General features: G+C 69.5%; 21 protein-coding genes and 2 pseudogenes. 18 read left to right on the forward strand and 5 right to left on the reverse strand.

What is annotated here, in order from left to right; translation table 11 throughout:
* Positions 1–122: 122 nt before the first annotated feature.
* Positions 123–1,091: an NmrA family NAD(P)-binding protein gene (locus tag ACVCAG_RS07415; protein ID WP_440082964.1), complete on the reverse strand. Its 969-nt coding sequence runs from the start codon at positions 1,089–1,091 to the stop codon at positions 123–125.
* A gap of 94 nt (positions 1,092–1,185) precedes the next feature.
* Between ACVCAG_RS07415 and ACVCAG_RS07420 the strand changes: the two genes are divergently transcribed.
* On the forward strand, positions 1,186–1,659 hold the full coding sequence (locus tag ACVCAG_RS07420; protein WP_440082965.1) for a MarR family transcriptional regulator: 474 nt from the start codon (positions 1,186–1,188) through the stop codon (positions 1,657–1,659).
* Here the strand turns inward: ACVCAG_RS07420 and ACVCAG_RS07425 are convergent.
* On the reverse strand, positions 1,545–2,123 hold the full coding sequence (locus tag ACVCAG_RS07425) for an SDR family NAD(P)-dependent oxidoreductase (RefSeq protein ID WP_440082966.1): 579 nt from the start codon (positions 2,121–2,123) through the stop codon (positions 1,545–1,547). The genes ACVCAG_RS07420 and ACVCAG_RS07425 overlap by 115 nt on opposite strands.
* Before the next feature lie 81 nt (positions 2,124–2,204).
* Between ACVCAG_RS07425 and ACVCAG_RS07430 the strand changes: the two genes are divergently transcribed.
* From ACVCAG_RS07430 to ACVCAG_RS07460, 7 genes and pseudogenes are all read left to right on the forward strand, one after another.
* Complete coding sequence (locus tag ACVCAG_RS07430) at positions 2,205–3,389, forward strand: low temperature requirement protein A (protein ID WP_440082967.1); 1,185 nt, start codon at positions 2,205–2,207, stop codon at positions 3,387–3,389.
* A 9-nt stretch (positions 3,390–3,398) separates the two neighbouring features.
* Positions 3,399–3,608, forward strand: a complete 210-nt coding sequence (locus ACVCAG_RS07435; RefSeq protein WP_440082968.1) for an FAD-dependent oxidoreductase — start codon at positions 3,399–3,401, stop codon at positions 3,606–3,608.
* Positions 3,609–3,684: 76 nt separating this feature from the next.
* Positions 3,685–4,074, forward strand: a pseudogene (locus ACVCAG_RS07440) (FAD-binding protein); the annotation flags it as partial.
* Between the two features lie 285 nt (positions 4,075–4,359).
* A complete protein-coding gene (locus ACVCAG_RS07445) occupies positions 4,360–4,590 on the forward strand; it encodes a hypothetical protein (protein ID WP_440082969.1) in 231 nt (76 codons plus the stop codon).
* A complete protein-coding gene (locus ACVCAG_RS07450; RefSeq protein ID WP_440082970.1) occupies positions 4,574–6,229 on the forward strand; it encodes a ferritin-like domain-containing protein in 1,656 nt (551 codons plus the stop codon). The genes ACVCAG_RS07445 and ACVCAG_RS07450 overlap by 17 nt, the downstream gene beginning before the upstream one ends.
* A 20-nt stretch (positions 6,230–6,249) precedes the next feature.
* The gene (locus ACVCAG_RS07455) at positions 6,250–6,966 is read left to right on the forward strand and encodes an alpha/beta fold hydrolase (protein ID WP_440082971.1); all 717 of its coding nucleotides are present in this window, start codon (positions 6,250–6,252) and stop codon (positions 6,964–6,966) included.
* Positions 6,967–7,008: 42 nt separating this feature from the next.
* On the forward strand, positions 7,009–7,938 hold the full coding sequence (locus tag ACVCAG_RS07460; protein ID WP_440082972.1) for an RNA polymerase sigma-70 factor: 930 nt from the start codon (positions 7,009–7,011) through the stop codon (positions 7,936–7,938).
* 271 nt (positions 7,939–8,209) lie between these two features.
* Here the strand turns inward: ACVCAG_RS07460 and ACVCAG_RS07465 are convergent, their stop codons facing one another.
* The gene (locus ACVCAG_RS07465) at positions 8,210–8,854 is read right to left on the reverse strand and encodes a TetR/AcrR family transcriptional regulator C-terminal domain-containing protein (RefSeq protein ID WP_440082973.1); all 645 of its coding nucleotides are present in this window, start codon (positions 8,852–8,854) and stop codon (positions 8,210–8,212) included.
* A 144-nt stretch (positions 8,855–8,998) separates the two neighbouring features.
* On the opposite strand from ACVCAG_RS07465, the gene ACVCAG_RS07470 reads away from it, so the two are divergent.
* Positions 8,999–9,778 (forward strand): glucose 1-dehydrogenase, encoded by a 780-nt coding sequence (locus ACVCAG_RS07470; RefSeq protein WP_440082974.1) that lies wholly within the window; start codon positions 8,999–9,001, stop codon positions 9,776–9,778.
* Positions 9,775–10,251, forward strand: coding sequence for a nitroreductase/quinone reductase family protein (locus tag ACVCAG_RS07475; protein ID WP_440082975.1), 477 nt, complete (start codon positions 9,775–9,777; stop codon positions 10,249–10,251). The genes ACVCAG_RS07470 and ACVCAG_RS07475 overlap by 4 nt, the downstream gene beginning before the upstream one ends.
* 53 nt (positions 10,252–10,304) lie before the next feature.
* Here the strand turns inward: ACVCAG_RS07475 and ACVCAG_RS07480 are convergent, their stop codons facing one another.
* On the reverse strand, positions 10,305–10,580 hold the full coding sequence (locus tag ACVCAG_RS07480; RefSeq protein ID WP_447189719.1) for a hypothetical protein: 276 nt from the start codon (positions 10,578–10,580) through the stop codon (positions 10,305–10,307).
* Between ACVCAG_RS07480 and ACVCAG_RS07485 the strand changes: the two are divergent.
* The 7 genes and pseudogenes from ACVCAG_RS07485 to ACVCAG_RS07515 all read left to right on the forward strand — a co-directional run bounded on the left by ACVCAG_RS07485 (position 10,467) and on the right by ACVCAG_RS07515 (position 14,880).
* Positions 10,467–11,140 (forward strand): annotated as a pseudogene (locus ACVCAG_RS07485) (transposase). The gene ACVCAG_RS07480 and the pseudogene ACVCAG_RS07485 sit on opposite strands and share 114 nt — an antisense overlap.
* Positions 11,141–11,215: 75 nt before the next feature.
* Positions 11,216–11,899, forward strand: a complete 684-nt coding sequence (locus ACVCAG_RS07490; protein ID WP_440082976.1) for a hypothetical protein — start codon at positions 11,216–11,218, stop codon at positions 11,897–11,899.
* Complete coding sequence (locus tag ACVCAG_RS07495; RefSeq protein WP_440082977.1) at positions 11,890–12,255, forward strand: hypothetical protein; 366 nt, start codon at positions 11,890–11,892, stop codon at positions 12,253–12,255. The genes ACVCAG_RS07490 and ACVCAG_RS07495 overlap by 10 nt, the downstream gene beginning before the upstream one ends.
* Complete coding sequence (locus ACVCAG_RS07500) at positions 12,195–12,374, forward strand: hypothetical protein (RefSeq protein ID WP_440082978.1); 180 nt, start codon at positions 12,195–12,197, stop codon at positions 12,372–12,374. Before ACVCAG_RS07495 ends, ACVCAG_RS07500 begins: the two co-directional genes overlap by 61 nt.
* A gap of 183 nt (positions 12,375–12,557) precedes the next feature.
* Positions 12,558–13,310: an NAD-dependent epimerase/dehydratase family protein gene (locus tag ACVCAG_RS07505; RefSeq protein ID WP_440082979.1), complete on the forward strand. Its 753-nt coding sequence runs from the start codon at positions 12,558–12,560 to the stop codon at positions 13,308–13,310.
* A gap of 9 nt (positions 13,311–13,319) precedes the next feature.
* Positions 13,320–13,730 (forward strand): cupin domain-containing protein, encoded by a 411-nt coding sequence (locus tag ACVCAG_RS07510; RefSeq protein WP_440082980.1) that lies wholly within the window; start codon positions 13,320–13,322, stop codon positions 13,728–13,730.
* A gap of 130 nt (positions 13,731–13,860) precedes the next feature.
* Complete coding sequence (locus ACVCAG_RS07515; RefSeq protein ID WP_440082981.1) at positions 13,861–14,880, forward strand: ferritin-like domain-containing protein; 1,020 nt, start codon at positions 13,861–13,863, stop codon at positions 14,878–14,880.
* 568 nt (positions 14,881–15,448) lie between these two features.
* Here the strand turns inward: ACVCAG_RS07515 and ACVCAG_RS07520 are convergent.
* Complete coding sequence (locus tag ACVCAG_RS07520; protein WP_440082982.1) at positions 15,449–15,631, reverse strand: hypothetical protein; 183 nt, start codon at positions 15,629–15,631, stop codon at positions 15,449–15,451.
* A 77-nt stretch (positions 15,632–15,708) separates the two neighbouring features.
* Here ACVCAG_RS07520 and ACVCAG_RS07525 point away from each other — a divergent pair, with 77 nt between their 5' ends.
* Positions 15,709–15,969: a hypothetical protein gene (locus ACVCAG_RS07525; RefSeq protein ID WP_440082983.1), complete on the forward strand. Its 261-nt coding sequence runs from the start codon at positions 15,709–15,711 to the stop codon at positions 15,967–15,969.
* The last annotated feature ends 24 nt before the right edge of the window (positions 15,970–15,993 follow it).

The following is a 15,993-nucleotide window of genomic DNA, read 5'->3' on the forward strand; positions in this document are numbered from 1 at the left end:
CCTAGCCGACGATGCGTCTTACTACTCCAGCAAACCTGTAGACAGGGCAGCTCCCGATCTTGTGACACGGCTCCGCGACGTTACCCGGGGGCGACCACGCGCGGGGAGGGGACGGGTGCCGGTCAGCGCGGGATGGTGTCGCGGTGGGCGGCCAGCCACGTGTCGAACGACTGCAGCCTCGGGTTGAGCTCGCGCAGCAGCTCGACGTCGATGAGCTCGGCGATGTCCGGGGCGGCCGCGATCAGGTACTGGAGCATGTTGCCGACCTCGCCCGCGCCCGGGAACCCCGCGGCCCGGATCATGTCGGGGCTGACCGCCTGGTAGGTGACGGGCTCGCCGAGCGCCAGGCTCAGCGCGGCGGCGTACTGCGCGCCGGTGAGCACGGACCCGGCGACGCTCACCCGCCTGCCGGCCATCCCGATCCCGTGGCGGAAGATCCCCAGCGCGGTCCTGCCGACGTCCTCCGCGGCCTGCGCGGCCACCCGCGCCTCGCCGAACCCGAGCGGCAGCACCAGCGCGCCCGTCTCGTCACGCCGGGGCGCGAACATGTCCCGGAACGCCTCGTAGTAGACGTTCGCCTGCAGGAAGGTGGTGGGCACGCCCGACTCCAGGAAGAACCGGTCGGCCTCGGCCTTGCCGTCGGCGTGCGGCACCTTATACGAGCCCTCGAAGCTCGGCGTCCCGTCGCCCGGCCGGAAGTAGCTGCGGGTGTCGGACAGCGTGGACCAGACGAAATGCCGTACACCGGCCTCCTGTCCCGCCCGCGCCGCGTTGCCGGCCTGCTCCTGCTCCTTGGTGGTCGCGGGCCGCGCCCGCTCCTCCTCGGGCGTGCGAGGCTCCCAGAAGTTGGTCACCACGAAGGCGCCGTGGGCGCCGTCGAACGCCTTGCGCAGGCTGCCCGCGTCGTCGAGATCGGCCCCGACGACCTCGGCCCCGAGCGCGGCCAGCTCCCCGGCCCGCGCCGAGCCCGGGTCCCGGGTCAGGGCTCGCGCGGCGAACCGCCCACTGCGGTCCTCGAGGATCGCGCGGACCAGCCCGCCCCCTTGCGCTCCGGTCGCACCCACCACGGCGATGATCTGCTGCTCGCTCATAGAGACAAAACCCTCACGTGTTCAGATTGATGTATCAACCCAGCCACCATACAGCGCCAGGTTGATGCGTCAAGCAAAGGGTAGAGTGGGCGTCATGGGATGGGAACAGGAACTCGGCGAGGCCGACCGGATGTGGCGCACGTACATCGAAATGGCCAAGCACCTCGGCTCGCACCTGCAGCAGCACCTGCAGCGCGAGTGCAACCTGTCCGCGGCCGACTTCGAGGTCCTGGTCCGGCTCACGGAGTCGGAGCGGCGGGAGATGCCCGTCGCGGAGGTGGCCGCCGCGACCCAGTGGGAGAAGAGCCGCCTGTCCCACCAGCTCACCCGGATGGCGCAACGCGGGCTGGTCGAGCGAGTGGACTCCAACGACCGCCGCTACCCCGACGTGCGGCTCACCGACAAGGGCTACGCGGCGATCAACAAGGCCGTCCCCGAGCACACCGAGATGGTTCACGCCCTGTTCGTCGACGTGCTGGGGCCTGAGCGGCTGGCCGGCTTCGCGCAGGCCTGCGCCGACGTGCTCCGCGCACTCGACGAGCACCGGGAGCGGGACTGCTCGTTGTGATCATGCTCCCGCGCCGCGGAAAGCACCCCTGGGGTGTGGCGAAAAACGGAGATCATTCGTGCCCCGACTACCCCTGCTCCCCCGGGTGGCCGCGCCGGCCGCCGCGTGTCTGCTGTGTCTGATCCGTTGGGCGGACGAGGATCTCGTTGACCGCGACGTGGTTCGGCTGGGTGATCGCGAAGACGACCGCACGGGCGGATGTCCTCGGGTCGCAGGGTGCGCATGGAGACGACCATTTCCCGCGCCATGTCCCCGATCGCGGGGTGGGTGATGTGACTGGCCAGCTCGGTGGCGACGAAGCCGGGCTCGATGATCACGACACGTAGGCCCTGGGTGGTGACCTCCTGCCGCAGCGATCCGGAGAAGGCGGTGATGCCGAACTTCGTCGCGGCGTAGACACCGGCGTTGGGCCGACGCGATCCGGCCCGAGGTCGAGGAGTGGCCTCCCGACTTGTGACGACCACCGCGACGAGCTGTCACAGATCGCGACTCCGTCCGGTCTTTCTTGGCGAACCGAACGCCGCAAGAGCGACAGGAGCGTGAGCGTGCCCTCAACCAGGACCACCACCCGGATCCGGGTCAGGATGAGCTCGCGGCCCGTCGACGAGCCGCATCGCGCGTCGAGCCAGCTCGAGCTCCTCTTCGATCTCACCTTCGTGGTCGCGGTCGCGGCCATCACGGCGCAGTTCGCGCACGCCATCGCTGAAGGTCATGGCCTGGCCGGGCTGGTCCCGTTCCTCCAGGTGTTCTTCGCGATCTGGTGGGCGTGGATGAACTTCACCTGGTTCGCCTCGTCCTACGACACCGACGACGTTCCCTACCGGCTGCTGACCATGGTGCAGATGGCGGGGGTGCTGGTCCTCGCCGCCGGCGTGCCCGCCGCGGCCGACCACTCCGACTACGGGATCATCACCCTGGGCTACCTCATCATGAGGATCGGGCTTGTAGCCCAATGGCTGAGGGCCGCGTTCGAAGACCCGGCGAGCCGCCGTACGGGGCTCCGCTACGCCGCGGGCATAGGTCTGGTCGAGTTGGGCTGGTTGCTCCGGCTCGCTCTCGCGGAGGCGGGCCTCCTGCCGGCGTCACTCCAGCTGCCGTTCTTCGCCTGCCTGGTCGTCCTGGAGCTGGCGGTGCCGTGGTGGGCGGAGCGGGTCAGGGCAACCACCTGGCACCCGCACCACATCGCCGAGCGCTACGGCCTGTTCACGATCATCCTGCTGGGCGAGAGTGTCCTGGCCGCGAGCAGAGGGGTTGAAGGGGCGCTCGAAGCGGGTCCCCTCGTCGTCATCGCCGGATCCGGTCTCGTCCTGCTGTTCGCCCTGTGGTGGCTGTACTTCCTGGTCGAGGCAGGGGAGGGGCTCAGCGACCGGCGTCATCGGTCGTACTGGTGGGGGTACGGCCACTTCGGCGTCTTCGCCGCGCTGGCGACTCTTGGCGCCGGGCTCGAGGTGGCGGTGGAGCAGAGCGGGCGCCAGGTGGCGGCATCGCCGATGGCGATCGGCTACGCGGTCGCCATCCCGGTCGGGGTGTATCTCATCCTGCTCCGGGCGGTGCACGCGCTGGTCGACGCGGACTCCGTCATTCCCCGCACCGCCGTGGCGGGGTGCGTCGGCGCCGTCGTGTTGTCGCCGCTCGCGGCGCCGTGGATCGGGGTGGCCGCCGTGGTCGCGCTGATCGCGACCGCCTGCGTCGCGCTGGTCGCTGTCGCCATCTGGGCGGCACGTGGCTGAAGGAGCATCATGCACGCATCAGAGAACAGAATCGCCACGTCCGTCCTGGTCATCGGGACCGGAGGGGCCGGGCTGCGGGCGGCCATCGAACTCGCCGAGCGCGGGGTGGATGTCCTCGCGGTCGGCAAACGGCCGAAGGCGGACGCGCACACCTCGCTCGCGGCGGGCGGCATCAACGCGGCCCTCGCCACGATGGACCCCGAGGACACCTGGCAGTAGCACGCGGCCGACACTCTCAAGGAGAGTTACCTGCCGGCCAGCCCCGAGACGGTGCGCATCGTGCGACAACGCGGTCTTCGGCGCGTACGGGTTCAACCTGACCGACGGCAGCCGCTACGTCATCCATGCCGATGCGGTGATCCTGGCCGTGGGCGGGCACACCCGGATCTGGCGGCGCACCTCCTCCCGGCGTGATGAGAACACCGGCGACTCCTTCCGCCTGGCCGGCCTGGCCGGCTGCCGCGTCCGCGACCCCGAGCTGGTGCAGTTCCACCCATCTGGTCTCATCGCGCCGGAGAACGCGGATGCTCTCCCGCTCCGACCACCCGGAACTCGCCCCCGCGCTGCAGGTCAACCTCGTTGGTCCGGCCCCGGATCGGTGGAGCGGGAGAGCATCCCGCCGATTCCCGCCGAGATCGCGGCGCTCATGCGCGAGGTCTCGGCCGTGGGAAAGCTCGTCGAGTAGCCGGATCTTGTCACAGGTGCCAGGGCTGTCCTGTCTTAGCTGGCGATCGGGCCACATCACTGAACGGGGGAAGTTGTTGTGACCGCGTCGGCGATGGTCGCCGAGTTCGACGATCGGGCTCGAGGTTCTCGAGCAGCTCGACCAGCCCGGCCGGGCGCCTCTGTAGTGGTCGTGGCGCGCCGACCAGGTCGCCGCGGTAGTCGCCCGCCTGTTCGCCACCGGCCAGATCGCCGTCCGGCTGATCCACGCGGTCAGCAGGCCGGCCGTAGAACCCATGGAGGAGACATGAGCACCCCGAACGGTGAGAACGAGTTCCTGTACGAGCTCCACGTCGAGATCGAGGAGGAGCTGATCATCGCCGAGGCCAGCCACCCTGAGGAGGAGATGGGGCAGCCGGTCACCGAGTGGCTGTACGACCCGACGGACGTCGAGCGCGAGAAGATCGCTCTGCGGGTGCTGCGCGACGCGGTCGAGGTGCTGGAGGACGGCCCGCGGCCGGGTGACGACGTTGCCTGAGCCGCGGATCGACACGCTCGCCGGCCTCCGCGAGCACCTGCAGTGGGCGATCGAGCTGGAGCACGCGACGCTGCCGCCGTACCTGACCGCGCTGTACTCCCTCGACCCGGAGCGCAACCCGGCGGCCGTCGAGGTGGTGAGCAGCGTCTTCGTGGAGGAGATGCTGCACCTGGCGCTGGCGGCGAACCTGCTCAACGCCGTCGGCGGCGCCCCGCGGCTCGACACGCCCGAGATGCTGCCGCCTCACCCCCGCAAGCTGCCCCACGGCGACCTCGAGCTGTCGCTGGTGCCGTTCGGCCCGGAGGCGCTGGAGATGTTCCTGCGCCTGGAACAGCCCGCACCGCCCGGCGCACCGCCGGAGGACGACAACTACGAGACCATCGGGCAGTTCTACGCCGCGATCGAGCAGGGGTTGCGCTACCTGTGCGACACGCTCGGCGAGAAGGAGGTCTTCTCCGGCGACCCGGCCCGGCAGGTGAGCGACGGCCACTTCCGCCATACCGGCGGCAGGCTGGTCGCCGTCACCGACCTCGCCTCCGCGCTGGACGCGCTTGAGGAGATCGTCGAGCAGGGGGAGGGCACCGCCCGCAGCGAGGTCTGGGACGGTGACCAGGACGAGGTCGCCCATTACTACCGCTTCATGGAGCTGAAGCTCGGCCGCCGCTACCGGCGCGGGGACACCCCTGAGTCCGGGCCCACCGGTGAGAAGCTCTCGGTGGATCTCACCGGGGTGTTCCTCCTGACGCCCAACCCTGCGGACCGCGCCGCGCAGGAGGAGTTCAACCACACCTACTGTGCGATCCTGCACCTGCTGGAGGTCGCCTTCAACGGCAGCCCGACGATGCTCGCCGTCGCTACCGGGGAGATGTACGCGCTCAGGGCCCAGGCGCAGAAGCTGATGCGGCTGGGCGGCCCCACCTTCGAGTACGTCCCGCCCGAGCTGCGCCGCTGGAGCGCGGGCGACCACCAGCGGATCGTCGTGCTCCGCAACGGGCCGTACGTCGTGTACGGCCGCATCCCCCTGCGGCGCAAGCGGAAGATCGTCTCCGCCGAGCAGAAGAACGCGCTCACCTGGAAGACCGGCGAGCCGCTGGAGACCGAGGAGATCTATGCGCTGTGCCGCTGCGGCCATTCGGGCGCCAAGCCGTTCTGCGACGGCACCCACGCCGCGATCGGCTTCGACGGCACCGAGGCCACACCGATGCGGCCCTACCAGGAGCTGCAGCACGTGCACGACGGCGTCGGCATCTCCGCGCAGCGGGTGGGCGAGCTGTGCATCCACGCCGCCTTCTGCATCGGCCGCACCAGGCCCATCGCCGAGACGCTCGACGACACCGCCGACAGCGACGTGCGCTCGAACATCATGGGCCGCATCGATCACTGCCCCTCCGGCTCCTACAGCTACGCCCTCGAACGCGGCGGAGAGACGATCGAAGCCGACCTCCCGCGCGCCATCTCGGTGCTGGAGGAGGAGGGCGGCCTGGCCAGCGCGCTTTGGGTGACCGGCGGCATACCCGTCACCCGGTCGGACGGCCGGCCCCTGGAGACCAGGAACCGGATGACGCTGTGCCGTTGCGGCCACTCCGGCAACAAACCACTGTGCGACGGCACCCACCGCGAGATCGGCTTCCACGAATGAACGACCAGAAAGGCAATCCCATGAACCAACCCGTCGTCCTCCTCGTCCACGGCGCCTTCGCCGAGTCGGCCAGCTGGAACCGCGTCATCCAGCGCCTGCGCAGCAACCAGCTCACCACGGTCGCCGTGGCCAACCCGCTGCGCAGCGTGGAGGGCGACGCCACCTACCTGCGCGACGTGATCAATGGCATCGACGGCCCTGTCGTTCTGGCCGGCCATTCCTATGGCGGCATGGTGATCAGCCAGGCGGCGGCGGGCAACCCGGCCGTGCGCGCCCTGGTCTACGTCGCCGCCTTCGCCCCCGAGCCCGGCGAGAGCGCGCTGCTGCTGTCGAGCAAGTTCGAGGGCAGCACGCTCGGCCAGGCGCTGCAGGCCTACCCGGTGGCCTCCGGCGGCAACGAGTTCCGCATCGACCCCGCGAAGTTCCACCGCCAGTTCTGCGCCGACCTCGACACCGAGGAGGCCACGCTGATGGCCGCGACCCAGCGGCCGGTGACCGAGCGCGCCCTGTCCGACGGGCTCGCCGTCGACGAGGCGCCCTGGCGCACCATCCCGTCCTGGTTCGTCCACGGCGACAAGGACCTCAACATTCCGGCCGCCGCACTGCGCTTCATGGCCGAGCGCGCGGACTCGCGCGGCACCCGCGAGGTCGCCGGCGCCTCCCACGCGCTCGCGGCCTCCCAGCCCGACGCCGTGACAGCGACTATCCTCGAGGCTGCCGACCACGCGCGAGGTTGACGAACCCCTGCCCAGGCCAACGGGCGAATCGATGTGGGGCACATGAACGCGGAATCCCCGGAACAGGCGGACGCTCTCGATCGAGCGGCGTCCGCCTTCATCGAGCTGCGCCCGCGGCTGTTCGGCATCGCGTACCGGATGCTCGGCAGCGCGGCCGAGGCCGAGGACATCGTCCAGGAGGCGTGGCTGCGCTGGCAGGACACCGACCGCGAGACCATCGAGAACCCGCCGGCCTTCCTGGCGCTGGTCACCACCCGGCTGGCCATCAATCTGGCCCGGTCGGCGCGCGTGCGGCGCGAATCCTACATCGGCCCCTGGCTGCCGGAACCCGTCGACACCAGCCTTGACCCCACCGTCGGCGCGGAACGGGGCGAAGCGCTGGAGCTGGCCGTCCTGCTGCTGATGGAAAGGCTCAATCCCACCGAGCGCGCCGCGTACGTCCTGCGCGAGGCCTTCGACTACCCCTACCCGCAGATCGCGGAGATCCTCCGGCTCACCCCCGTCAACGTCAGGCAGATCGTGAGCCGCGCCCGCAAGCGCCTGACCGCCGTACGGCACGAGCCCATCGACAGGGTTGAGCACCGACGCCTGCTGGAGACCTTCCTCGACGCCGCCCAGACGGGAAACGTCGGCGCCCTGGAGAAGCTCTTCGCCGCCGACGTCGTCAGCTCCTCCGACGGCGACGGCATCAGGGGATCGGCGAAGTTCCCCGTGCTGGGCAGCGAGCGGGTGGCCAGGTTCGTGGCCGCGTTCTCGCCGTGGTTCTGGCCGGGCGCCGCCGTCACGTGGGTCGAGATGAACGGCCTGCCAGGTGTGCTCGTCGACCGGGACGGCAGCGGCGTCGCCCTGCTCGCCATCGAGGCCTCCAGGGAGGGAATCCACCACCTGCTGTGGATACTCAACCCGATCAAGATCGAGGCATTCGAGCGGTCTCGTAGCCGCTTTGTCGGCTCTTCACAGATGAGGGTGTAGCCGTGGGCTGGGCCTGCGGGTCTTGGGCCACCCCTCATGCTGTCGTTGGGGGTTTCCATCCGGGAGCAGAGCCGTGGACGTTCGGGTCCGCCGCTGAGACTCTTGTCGGCCGTGCTGATGCCAGGATGGTCGAGGTGGGTCGACACATCGGCACTCCCTCCTTCGTTGTCCGTCCCGGGGACGCCTCGCGAACGCCCTTGGGGCCCACAGCCTCGATTGCTTAGGCAGCAGCTCCTTGGTGGCGGTGGGGCTCATTCGCGGTCGGCGGGATTCAGTCGTTGGTAGACGGCCCTGGTCCAGTCGCGGCGTACCGGGCGACGATGGTGCGGACGGCCTCGTCGACCACCTGAGCGACGCGTTCGGCGCTCACCTCCCAGCCCGGCACCAGGAGTGTCGGCCAGAAGACGTAGTTGGAGATCATGCCCAGGAACTGGGTGGCTGCGAGGTCCACGTCTTCGACCCGCACCGTTCCCGCCTCGTGCTCGGCTAGGAGGTAGCCGCGTACGGACTCGAAGTAGGGCATCTTCCCGTGCGAGAACTGCGCATTGGCGAGTTCGGGGAATCGCGGCAGCTCGGCGATGACGATTCGGAACAGGTCGGTCATCTGGGCGCGGCTCAACAGCTCGGCGTAGCGGCGACCGATGGTGCTGAGCCCATCGACAACGTTGCCTGCCGGCGGAGGATCCTCTTCGTCGGCGGTTGACCAGGACTCGGTGACCATGGCGTCGAACAGGGCAGCCTTGCTCGGAAACTGCTTGAACAAGGTGGCCCGCGAAACACCCGAGCGCTCTGCGATCCGCGCCAGTGACGTCCGGTCGTAGCCCAGCTCGAGGAACAGTGCGGTCGCGGCCGTCACGATCAGCGCGCGCTTCTCCTGGGCGATGCGCTGGTGATACGTCGTCACGACCCTGCTCATGGGCCGAGTATACGAGGTGAGTGGCTTGACTCACCATTGCCACCCACCTAGTGTCGGGGCAGTGGTGAGTCACTCGGCTTACCATCGGCCGCCGTTCATCACTGATGATCCCGGTCAGTCATCCACGTACCGAAGGAACATCTGATGCGCCGCTTCGACAACCAGACCGTGCTCGTGACCGGTGGGACCGGTGGCCAAGGCTCGAGCCACGTACGTGCCTTTCATGCGGAGGGAGCGAACGTGGTGATCGGCGACATCGACGCCGAACGCGGCGCCGCTCTCGCCGCCGAGCTCGGGACCCGCGCTCGCTTCACCCGCCTCGACGTCACCGACGAGAGCTCGTGGTCCGCCGCTGTGCTAGCCGCCGAGAGCGCCTTCGGCGCCCTGAACGTGCTCGTCAACAACGCGGGCGTCCAGAACCCGCCAGCGCCGATCGAGAAGACGGACCAGGCCACGTGGTCGCGCATCCTCGGCATCAACCTCACAGGGACCTTCCTCGGCATCAAGGTCGCCGCCCCCGCTCTGCGCCGCGCAACAGGGGGAGCCATCGTCAACATCGCCTCGACAATGGGCCTGGGCGGCACGGCGCACTACGCGCCGTACGTCGCCAGCAAGTGGGCCGTGCGCGGTCTCACCCAAACGGCAGCGCTCGAGCTCGGCCGGGACCACATCCGCGTGAACACCATCCACCCCGGCGTGATCGCGACCTCCTTCATCCAAGAACCAGCAGCTGGCGCCACCGCGGCAATCGCCGACTTCTACTCACCCGAGCCGTTTGCCATCCCCCGACTTGGAGAGCCGACCGACGTCACCCGGCTTCTCCTGTTCCTCACGTCATCAGACGCGTCGTTCATCACGGGGTCGGAGTACGTCATCGACGGTGGACTCCTCCTCGGGCCCGCCCTTCAGACCGAGACCGCATGAGCAGTCCAGACACGACCGGATGGAACGACTCCGTACGGGACGCGTCTTTGTCGCACCTGCCCGATCACATCCGGCGAGCCATCGAGATCACACCCGCCGCAGGCACCAGCGAACGGATCATCGACATCACGACGCTGGGGCGCCGCACCGGCCGACCACGCCGCATCGAGATCTTCTTCTACCGAGCTGTGGGCACCACCTACCTGTGTAGCGGCGCCGGCGGGGCCGCTACCGACTGGCATGCGAACCTTCTCGCCAATCCCACCTTCACCTTCCACCTCAAGAACGGGATCCGTGCAGATCTGCCTGCACGGGCCACGCCGGTCACCGCCCCAGCTGAACGTCAGGCCGTGCTGGCGGAGATCGTCGCGGATCTCAATCAGCCCCACGACCCCGGCACCATCCGGCCGACTCGGCTCGAAGACTGGGCCGACAGCCGGCTGATGCGCATCAGCTTCCGCCATCGGCCGTGATCGCGGACCCCTCGACAGATGACCTACTCCCAGAGACTGGGGTGTAGTCGCGGCTAGAGCGGCTCTTCGCCAGATGAAGGTGTAGCTGGCGCGGCGGTCCCGGGATAGATGTCGAGGTCTCCAGAGGGAAAGGCTCCTCCACGCTCATCCTGAGAGACCTCCACGTGCCCGACGCCACCGTCGGCGAGCGCTTGGATGCGTTCGCCCACCCCGATCTGACAACCTTCTGCCGCCTCGACGAGCTTGGGCTCGTCGTCACCGGCCAGCGCCTCGAGCCCGAGCGCACAGTCCTCGCGTGCCGGTTCGTCGAACCCGACCGTTGGTGTCACCGCGACCCGGCACGGTTCGACAACGTGTTGGTCGTCGGTGTAGATGGCACGTCTGGAGGCACACCCGTCACGGAGACAAGTACGTCACGGTCATCATCGACCTCACGCCGATCCGCGACGGCACCGGCCCACGGACGCTGCATACCAGGGCCGGGCTGCTCACCGACAAGCAGATCCACCGGCTGCGTGCTCTGTTCGCCGTCGAGGAGCATGTCGAGGTCGAGGCGACCTGGGGCATCCACCAGCGGATGATCGCCGCCTACCGCCACGAAGACCGCCGCTGTGGCCGGGACCTGATGACCGCACTGATCGACTCAGTCAGCCATGGTGTCCCGGCCGCTCTTGCCGAGGTCGTCACGCTCGGTCGGACACTGAAGAAGCGTGCCGACGACGTGCTCGCCTACTTCGACTGGCCCGGCACCGGCAACGGGCCCACGGAGGCGATCAGCGGACGCCTCGAACACCTTCGCGGCTCAGCACTCGGGTTCCGCAACCTCACCAACTACATCGCCAGAAGCCTGCTCGAGACCGGCGGGTTCGGACCACGACTACACCCTTAACCGTTAAGAGCCGCTTTGTCACAACGTAACGGGCTGTCCGGTCTTACTTGCCAACCCCGAAGGAGGCGGCAGACCATGACCGAGGCAGGCGCCGAGTCGCTGGCGGAGATGCTCGACGAACGGCAGCACCTGCTCGAGATCGCCCTGTGGATGTTCGGCTCGGACACCACGGCCGACCACATCGTCCAGGAGACCTATCGCCGCTGGTACGCCCTCGACCAGGAGGAACGCGCCGCCATCGCGGCGCCGCGCGCCTGGCTGACGCGGACAGCGGGAAGCATCTGCCTGGAGCTCCTCGCCGCCCCCGAAACCGACCCTGACCACATGCCCGGCGGCCCGGTGACCCCGGCCCAACCCGTGCCGGGTCCGGCCTCGTACCAGGTCGGGTATGGCCAGGCGATGCTCGCCAGGCACGACCGGGTGGCTCGCAGGTTCGCCGCAGCCTGCCAGGCGGGCGACACCGAGGCGCTGCGGGAGGTCCTGGCCGCCGACGCGATCGTCGTCAGCGACGGCGGCGGCAAGGTGCGCGTCGCGGTACGGCCGTCCTACGGCGTGGACGCGGTCGCACAGGTTGTCACGGCGCTGCTGGTCGACCAGCCCGGATCCGATCTGGCGATCGGATCGGTGAACGGCAGGGCAGGGCTCGTGCTGCGGCGGGCGGGCAAGGCCGTGGCGGTGGTCAGCGTGAGCGTGGCCGGAGCCGAGGTCACGGCGGTGTGGATCGTCCTCAACCCCGACAAACTCCAGCGTTGGCACTGAAGGGCATGCCGGTGAACGACCAGATCCTTTCCACGGATCACGACTACATCGGGGCGGAGTTCAAGCCGCTCTGCTCCACGCGCGTCGCTGTGACCGGCGGCAGCTCCTCCCACGGGCGGGCCAGCGGCCAGGCCAGGTCCGCCGACGGCACCCTCTCCCTGGAGCTGCGGATGCCCGACGAGCTCGGCGGCGACAACCTGGGGCCGAACCCCGAGCAGCTCTTCGCCGCCGGATACGCCGCCTGCCGGCCAGGCGGCACCTGCTCGACCCGGCCACGATTTCGGTGGAGGCCACCGTGGCCTTCGGCAGGGATCCCGCCGACGGCGGGTACCAGCTGCGCGCCGACCTCGTCGTGAACCGGCCGGGCGTAGAACCGGCGGCGGCCGCCCCGCCGCTGGAGCAGGCGACCGCGCTGTGCCCGTACGCGAAGATGACCCGGCAGAACATCCCTGCCGGCATCAGCCTCGCCTCCTGACCATGTCTCACCCGGCCCGCCGTTCGCGGGCGGCGCGGATGTGGCGGTGCTCCTCGGGGGTGGCGCCACCAACAAGCAGGTCGCCCTCGAACACGAGGCCGCCTGTCACAACTGAGGAGGCTGCCTTGTCTTAGCTGACGACCGGGGCGCACACGAGCGTCCCGGAAGACGAAGGGGCTGGTAATGAAGATCGTGGTCATAGGCGGCACGGGGCTCATCGGGTCGAAGCTGGTGAAGAAGCTCGGCGAGCACGGCCACGAGGCCGTGGCCGCCTCGCCGAACACCGGCGTCAACACGCTGACCGGCGAGGGCCTGGCCGAGGTGCTGAAGGGCGCCCAGGTGGTGATCGACGTGTCGAACTCGCCCTCGTTCGAGCGCGAGGCCGTCATGAAGTTCTTCCAGACCTCCACGGGCAACCTGCTGGCGGCGGAGGCGGCGGCGGGCGTGGGCCACCACGTCGCGGTGTCGATCGTGGGCACCGAGCGGATGCCGGAGAACGGCTACTTCGCGGCGAAGATCACCCAGGAGAAGCTGATCGAGAAGTCGGGCATCCCGTTCTCGCTGGTGCACTCCACCCAGTTCTTCGAGTTCGCCCGAGGCATCGCCGACGAGGCCACAGTCGACGGCAAGGTGCACATCGCGCCGGTGCTGTTCCAGCCGATCGCGGGCGACGACGTGGCCCAGGCGGTCGGCAGGACCGCGGTGGGGACGCCGCTGAACGCCCGGATCGAGATCGCCGGACCGACCCAGTACAAGATGGACGAGTTCTTCCGCAAGGCGCTGGCCGCCTGGGGCGACACCCGCGAGGTCGTCGCCGACCCGCAGGCGCGCTACTTCGGCAGCGTGCTCGACGAGCGGTCGCTGGTGCCCGGTGACGGCGCGCAGCTCGGCACCATCACCTACAAAGACTGGCTCGACCAGTCCACCGCGAAGTAGGGCCGGGCGATGGACAAGCCGCGATCGACCGCGTGGCAGACGGCGCTGACCGTGCTGCAGGAGGCGCAGCCGCCGTTCATCCCCGAGGGCGCGCAAGCGATGACGGTGGTGATCGAGTACCCGCCCGGAGACCCGGGCGCGCCTCCGCACCGCCATCCCGGTCCCGCCTTCGGCGTCGTGCTCGAGGGCGAGATGCTGATGGAGCTGGAAGGGGAGCCCGAGCGGGTGATCCGGGCCGGTGAGGCGTTCTGGGAGCCGGGTGGCGACGTCATCCACTACCAGGACGGCAACAACCGCGACGACGTCCCCCTACGGTTCACGGTCACCATGCTGTGCGAGCCGGGCAAGCCCATGTTCACGCTGGTGGAAGAGACCGAGCTGGCCCAGCGCAAGGACCGCCGCGCGCCGCGCCCGTCCTGAACCCGCGAAGTACCAGCAGCGTGACGCACCGGCTGCCGTCATCGCTGCCTGATCCCAGGATCGAACCAGGCCGCCGGCCCACCGGCCGGCGGTCCGATCCGCCATGCCAACAACCCGAGGTATGACACGAATGAACCACGAACAACCGGTTCGGATCGACACGCTCAGCAGCCTCCGCGAGCACCTGCAGTGGGCGATCGAGTTGGAGCACGCGACGCTGCCGCCGTACCTGACGGCGCTGTACTCGCTGGATCCGGAGCGTAACCCGGCGGCGGTGGAGGCGGTGAGCGGCGTCTTCGTGGAGGAGATGCTGCATCTGGCGCTGGCGGCGAACCTGCTCAACGCCGTCGGCGGCACGCCGCGCCTGGACATGCCGCAGATGCTGTCGCCGCACCCGCGCAAGCTGCCGCACAGCGATCTGGAGGTGTCGCTGGTGCCGTTCGGGTCGGAGGCGCTGGAGATGTTCCTGCGCCTGGAGCAGCCGGCGGCGCCGAGCGCGCCGCCGGAGGACGACGGTTACGAGACGATCGGGCAGTTCTACGCGGCGATCGAGCAGGGGCTGCGCCACCTGTGCGACACGCTCGGCGAGAAGGAGGTCTTCTGCGGCGACCCGGCCCGGCAGGTGAGCGGCGCCCGCTTCCGTCACACGGCCGGATCGCTGTTCGCCGTCGAGGACCTGGAGTCCGCGCTCGGCGCGCTCAGGGAGATCGTCGAGCAGGGGGAAGGCAACGCCCGCGGCGAGGTCTGGGACGGTGACCAGGACGTCTTCCACCCCGAGCGGGACGAGGTCGCCCACTACTACCGCTTCCAGGAGCTCAAGCTCGGCCGCCGCTACCAGCGGGGCGACACCCCGAAATCCGGGCCCACGGGGGAGGAGCTCGTGCTCGACCGGGCCGGTGTGCTCCCGATGACGCCCAACCCGCGGCCCGCCGAGCCGGGCACTGCCGTACGGGCTGCGCAGGATCTGTTCGACACCACCTACAGCACCCTGCTGAACCTGCTGGAGCAGGCATTCAACGGCGACCCGAGGCGGCTCGCGGACGCCACCCGCACCATGTTCACGCTCAGGGCCCACGCGCAGGCCCTGATGGCGCTGCCCGGCGGCGCCGGTCCCACCTTCGCCTACGTGCCGCGCGAAGCACGTAGCTGATCCATGGCGAAAGAAGGCACATCATGAACAAGCACATCATCGAGCCCGCCGCCTGGGAGCTGGCGCAGGCCAGGACACCGACAGCTACCGCGAGTTCGCCGACGGGCCGTACCTGACGGCAAAGGCGATGGCCTGGTTCCGGGACGCCTGCACCACCGACCCCACCCAGCGCGCTGAGATCACCGCCTCGCCGCTGCGCGCCTCTAGGTAAGGTGCCTTCTATTGATTTGGTGCTGACGTAAGGGGCTTCCGTGGGTGTTTCCGTGGCGTACGTGACCTTCGCCGACCCGGACGGGGTCGACGACGAGAAGGAGGTCGCCGTCGCGGCGTGGGCCGAGGAGGGGATCACCGGGCGGATCGCGCGCTGGGACGATCCCGAGGTCGACTGGGCCGCGTTCGACGCCGCCGTGGTCCGTACGCCCTGGGACTACGTGGAGCGGCGGGCGGAGTTCCTCGCGTGGGCCCACCGGACGGAGTCGGTCACGCGGCTGCTCAATCCGGCGGCCGTGCTGGAACGCAACACCGACAAGACCTACCTGCGGGAGCTGGGCGTGCCGTCCATCCCGACCTACTGGGCCGGGCCGGGGGAGGCCGTGGACTTTCCCGTCCTGGACGAGTACGTGGTCAAGCCCTCGATCTCGGCGGGGGCCCGCGACACGATCAGGACCGGGGACCGGAAGGAGGCCGAGGCCCACGCGGCCCGGCTGGCCGCCGGGGGGCGGACCGCGATGATCCAGCCGTACCTGGACATGGTCGAGACCGAGAGGGGGGGGGACCTCGCTGCTGTACTTCGGCGGCCGGTTCAGTCACGCCGTCCGGCGCAACGCGATGCTGGTGGAGGGCGCGGGCGAGCCGGAACAGGGCAACGACCACGGGGAGCTCCGTGTCCCCGAGCCCGACCAGCTCGCCCTCGCCGAGCGGGTGCTGGGCGAGTTTCCCGAGGTGCTCTACGCCCGGGTGGACCTGGTCCGCCTGGCCGGCGGGGCTCCGGCTCTCATCGAGGTCGAGCTCACCGAGCCGTACCTGTTCCTGCGGTACGCGCCCGGCGCCGCCGCCAACCTGGCCCGTGCCCTGGCCGGGGCGCTCTGAGCGTCCCCTGCGAAATTCCCGCGA

It is taken from the genome of Streptosporangium sp. G12 (assembly GCF_052983175.1).

Coding starts and splice junctions, on each gene's coding strand:
- ACVCAG_RS07475 (WP_440082975.1), top strand. CDS start 9,775: ATGAGCAGTCCAGACACGACCGGATGGAACGACTCCGTACGGGACGCG.
- ACVCAG_RS07520 (WP_440082982.1), bottom strand. CDS start 15,631: ATGTCCAGGTACGGCTGGATCATCGCGGTCCGCCCCCCGGCGGCCAGC.
- ACVCAG_RS07460 (WP_440082972.1), top strand. CDS start 7,009: ATGAACGCGGAATCCCCGGAACAGGCGGACGCTCTCGATCGAGCGGCG.
- ACVCAG_RS07420 (WP_440082965.1), top strand. CDS start 1,186: ATGGGATGGGAACAGGAACTCGGCGAGGCCGACCGGATGTGGCGCACG.
- ACVCAG_RS07510 (WP_440082980.1), top strand. CDS start 13,320: ATGGACAAGCCGCGATCGACCGCGTGGCAGACGGCGCTGACCGTGCTG.
- ACVCAG_RS07470 (WP_440082974.1), top strand. CDS start 8,999: ATGCGCCGCTTCGACAACCAGACCGTGCTCGTGACCGGTGGGACCGGT.
- ACVCAG_RS07455 (WP_440082971.1), top strand. CDS start 6,250: ATGAACCAACCCGTCGTCCTCCTCGTCCACGGCGCCTTCGCCGAGTCG.
- ACVCAG_RS07435 (WP_440082968.1), top strand. CDS start 3,399: ATGCACGCATCAGAGAACAGAATCGCCACGTCCGTCCTGGTCATCGGG.
- ACVCAG_RS07490 (WP_440082976.1), top strand. CDS start 11,216: ATGACCGAGGCAGGCGCCGAGTCGCTGGCGGAGATGCTCGACGAACGG.
- ACVCAG_RS07415 (WP_440082964.1), bottom strand. CDS start 1,091: ATGAGCGAGCAGCAGATCATCGCCGTGGTGGGTGCGACCGGAGCGCAA.
- ACVCAG_RS07445 (WP_440082969.1), top strand. CDS start 4,360: ATGAGCACCCCGAACGGTGAGAACGAGTTCCTGTACGAGCTCCACGTC.
- ACVCAG_RS07465 (WP_440082973.1), bottom strand. CDS start 8,854: ATGAGCAGGGTCGTGACGACGTATCACCAGCGCATCGCCCAGGAGAAG.
- ACVCAG_RS07525 (WP_440082983.1), top strand. CDS start 15,709: ATGCTGGTGGAGGGCGCGGGCGAGCCGGAACAGGGCAACGACCACGGG.
- ACVCAG_RS07515 (WP_440082981.1), top strand. CDS start 13,861: ATGAACCACGAACAACCGGTTCGGATCGACACGCTCAGCAGCCTCCGC.
- ACVCAG_RS07505 (WP_440082979.1), top strand. CDS start 12,558: ATGAAGATCGTGGTCATAGGCGGCACGGGGCTCATCGGGTCGAAGCTG.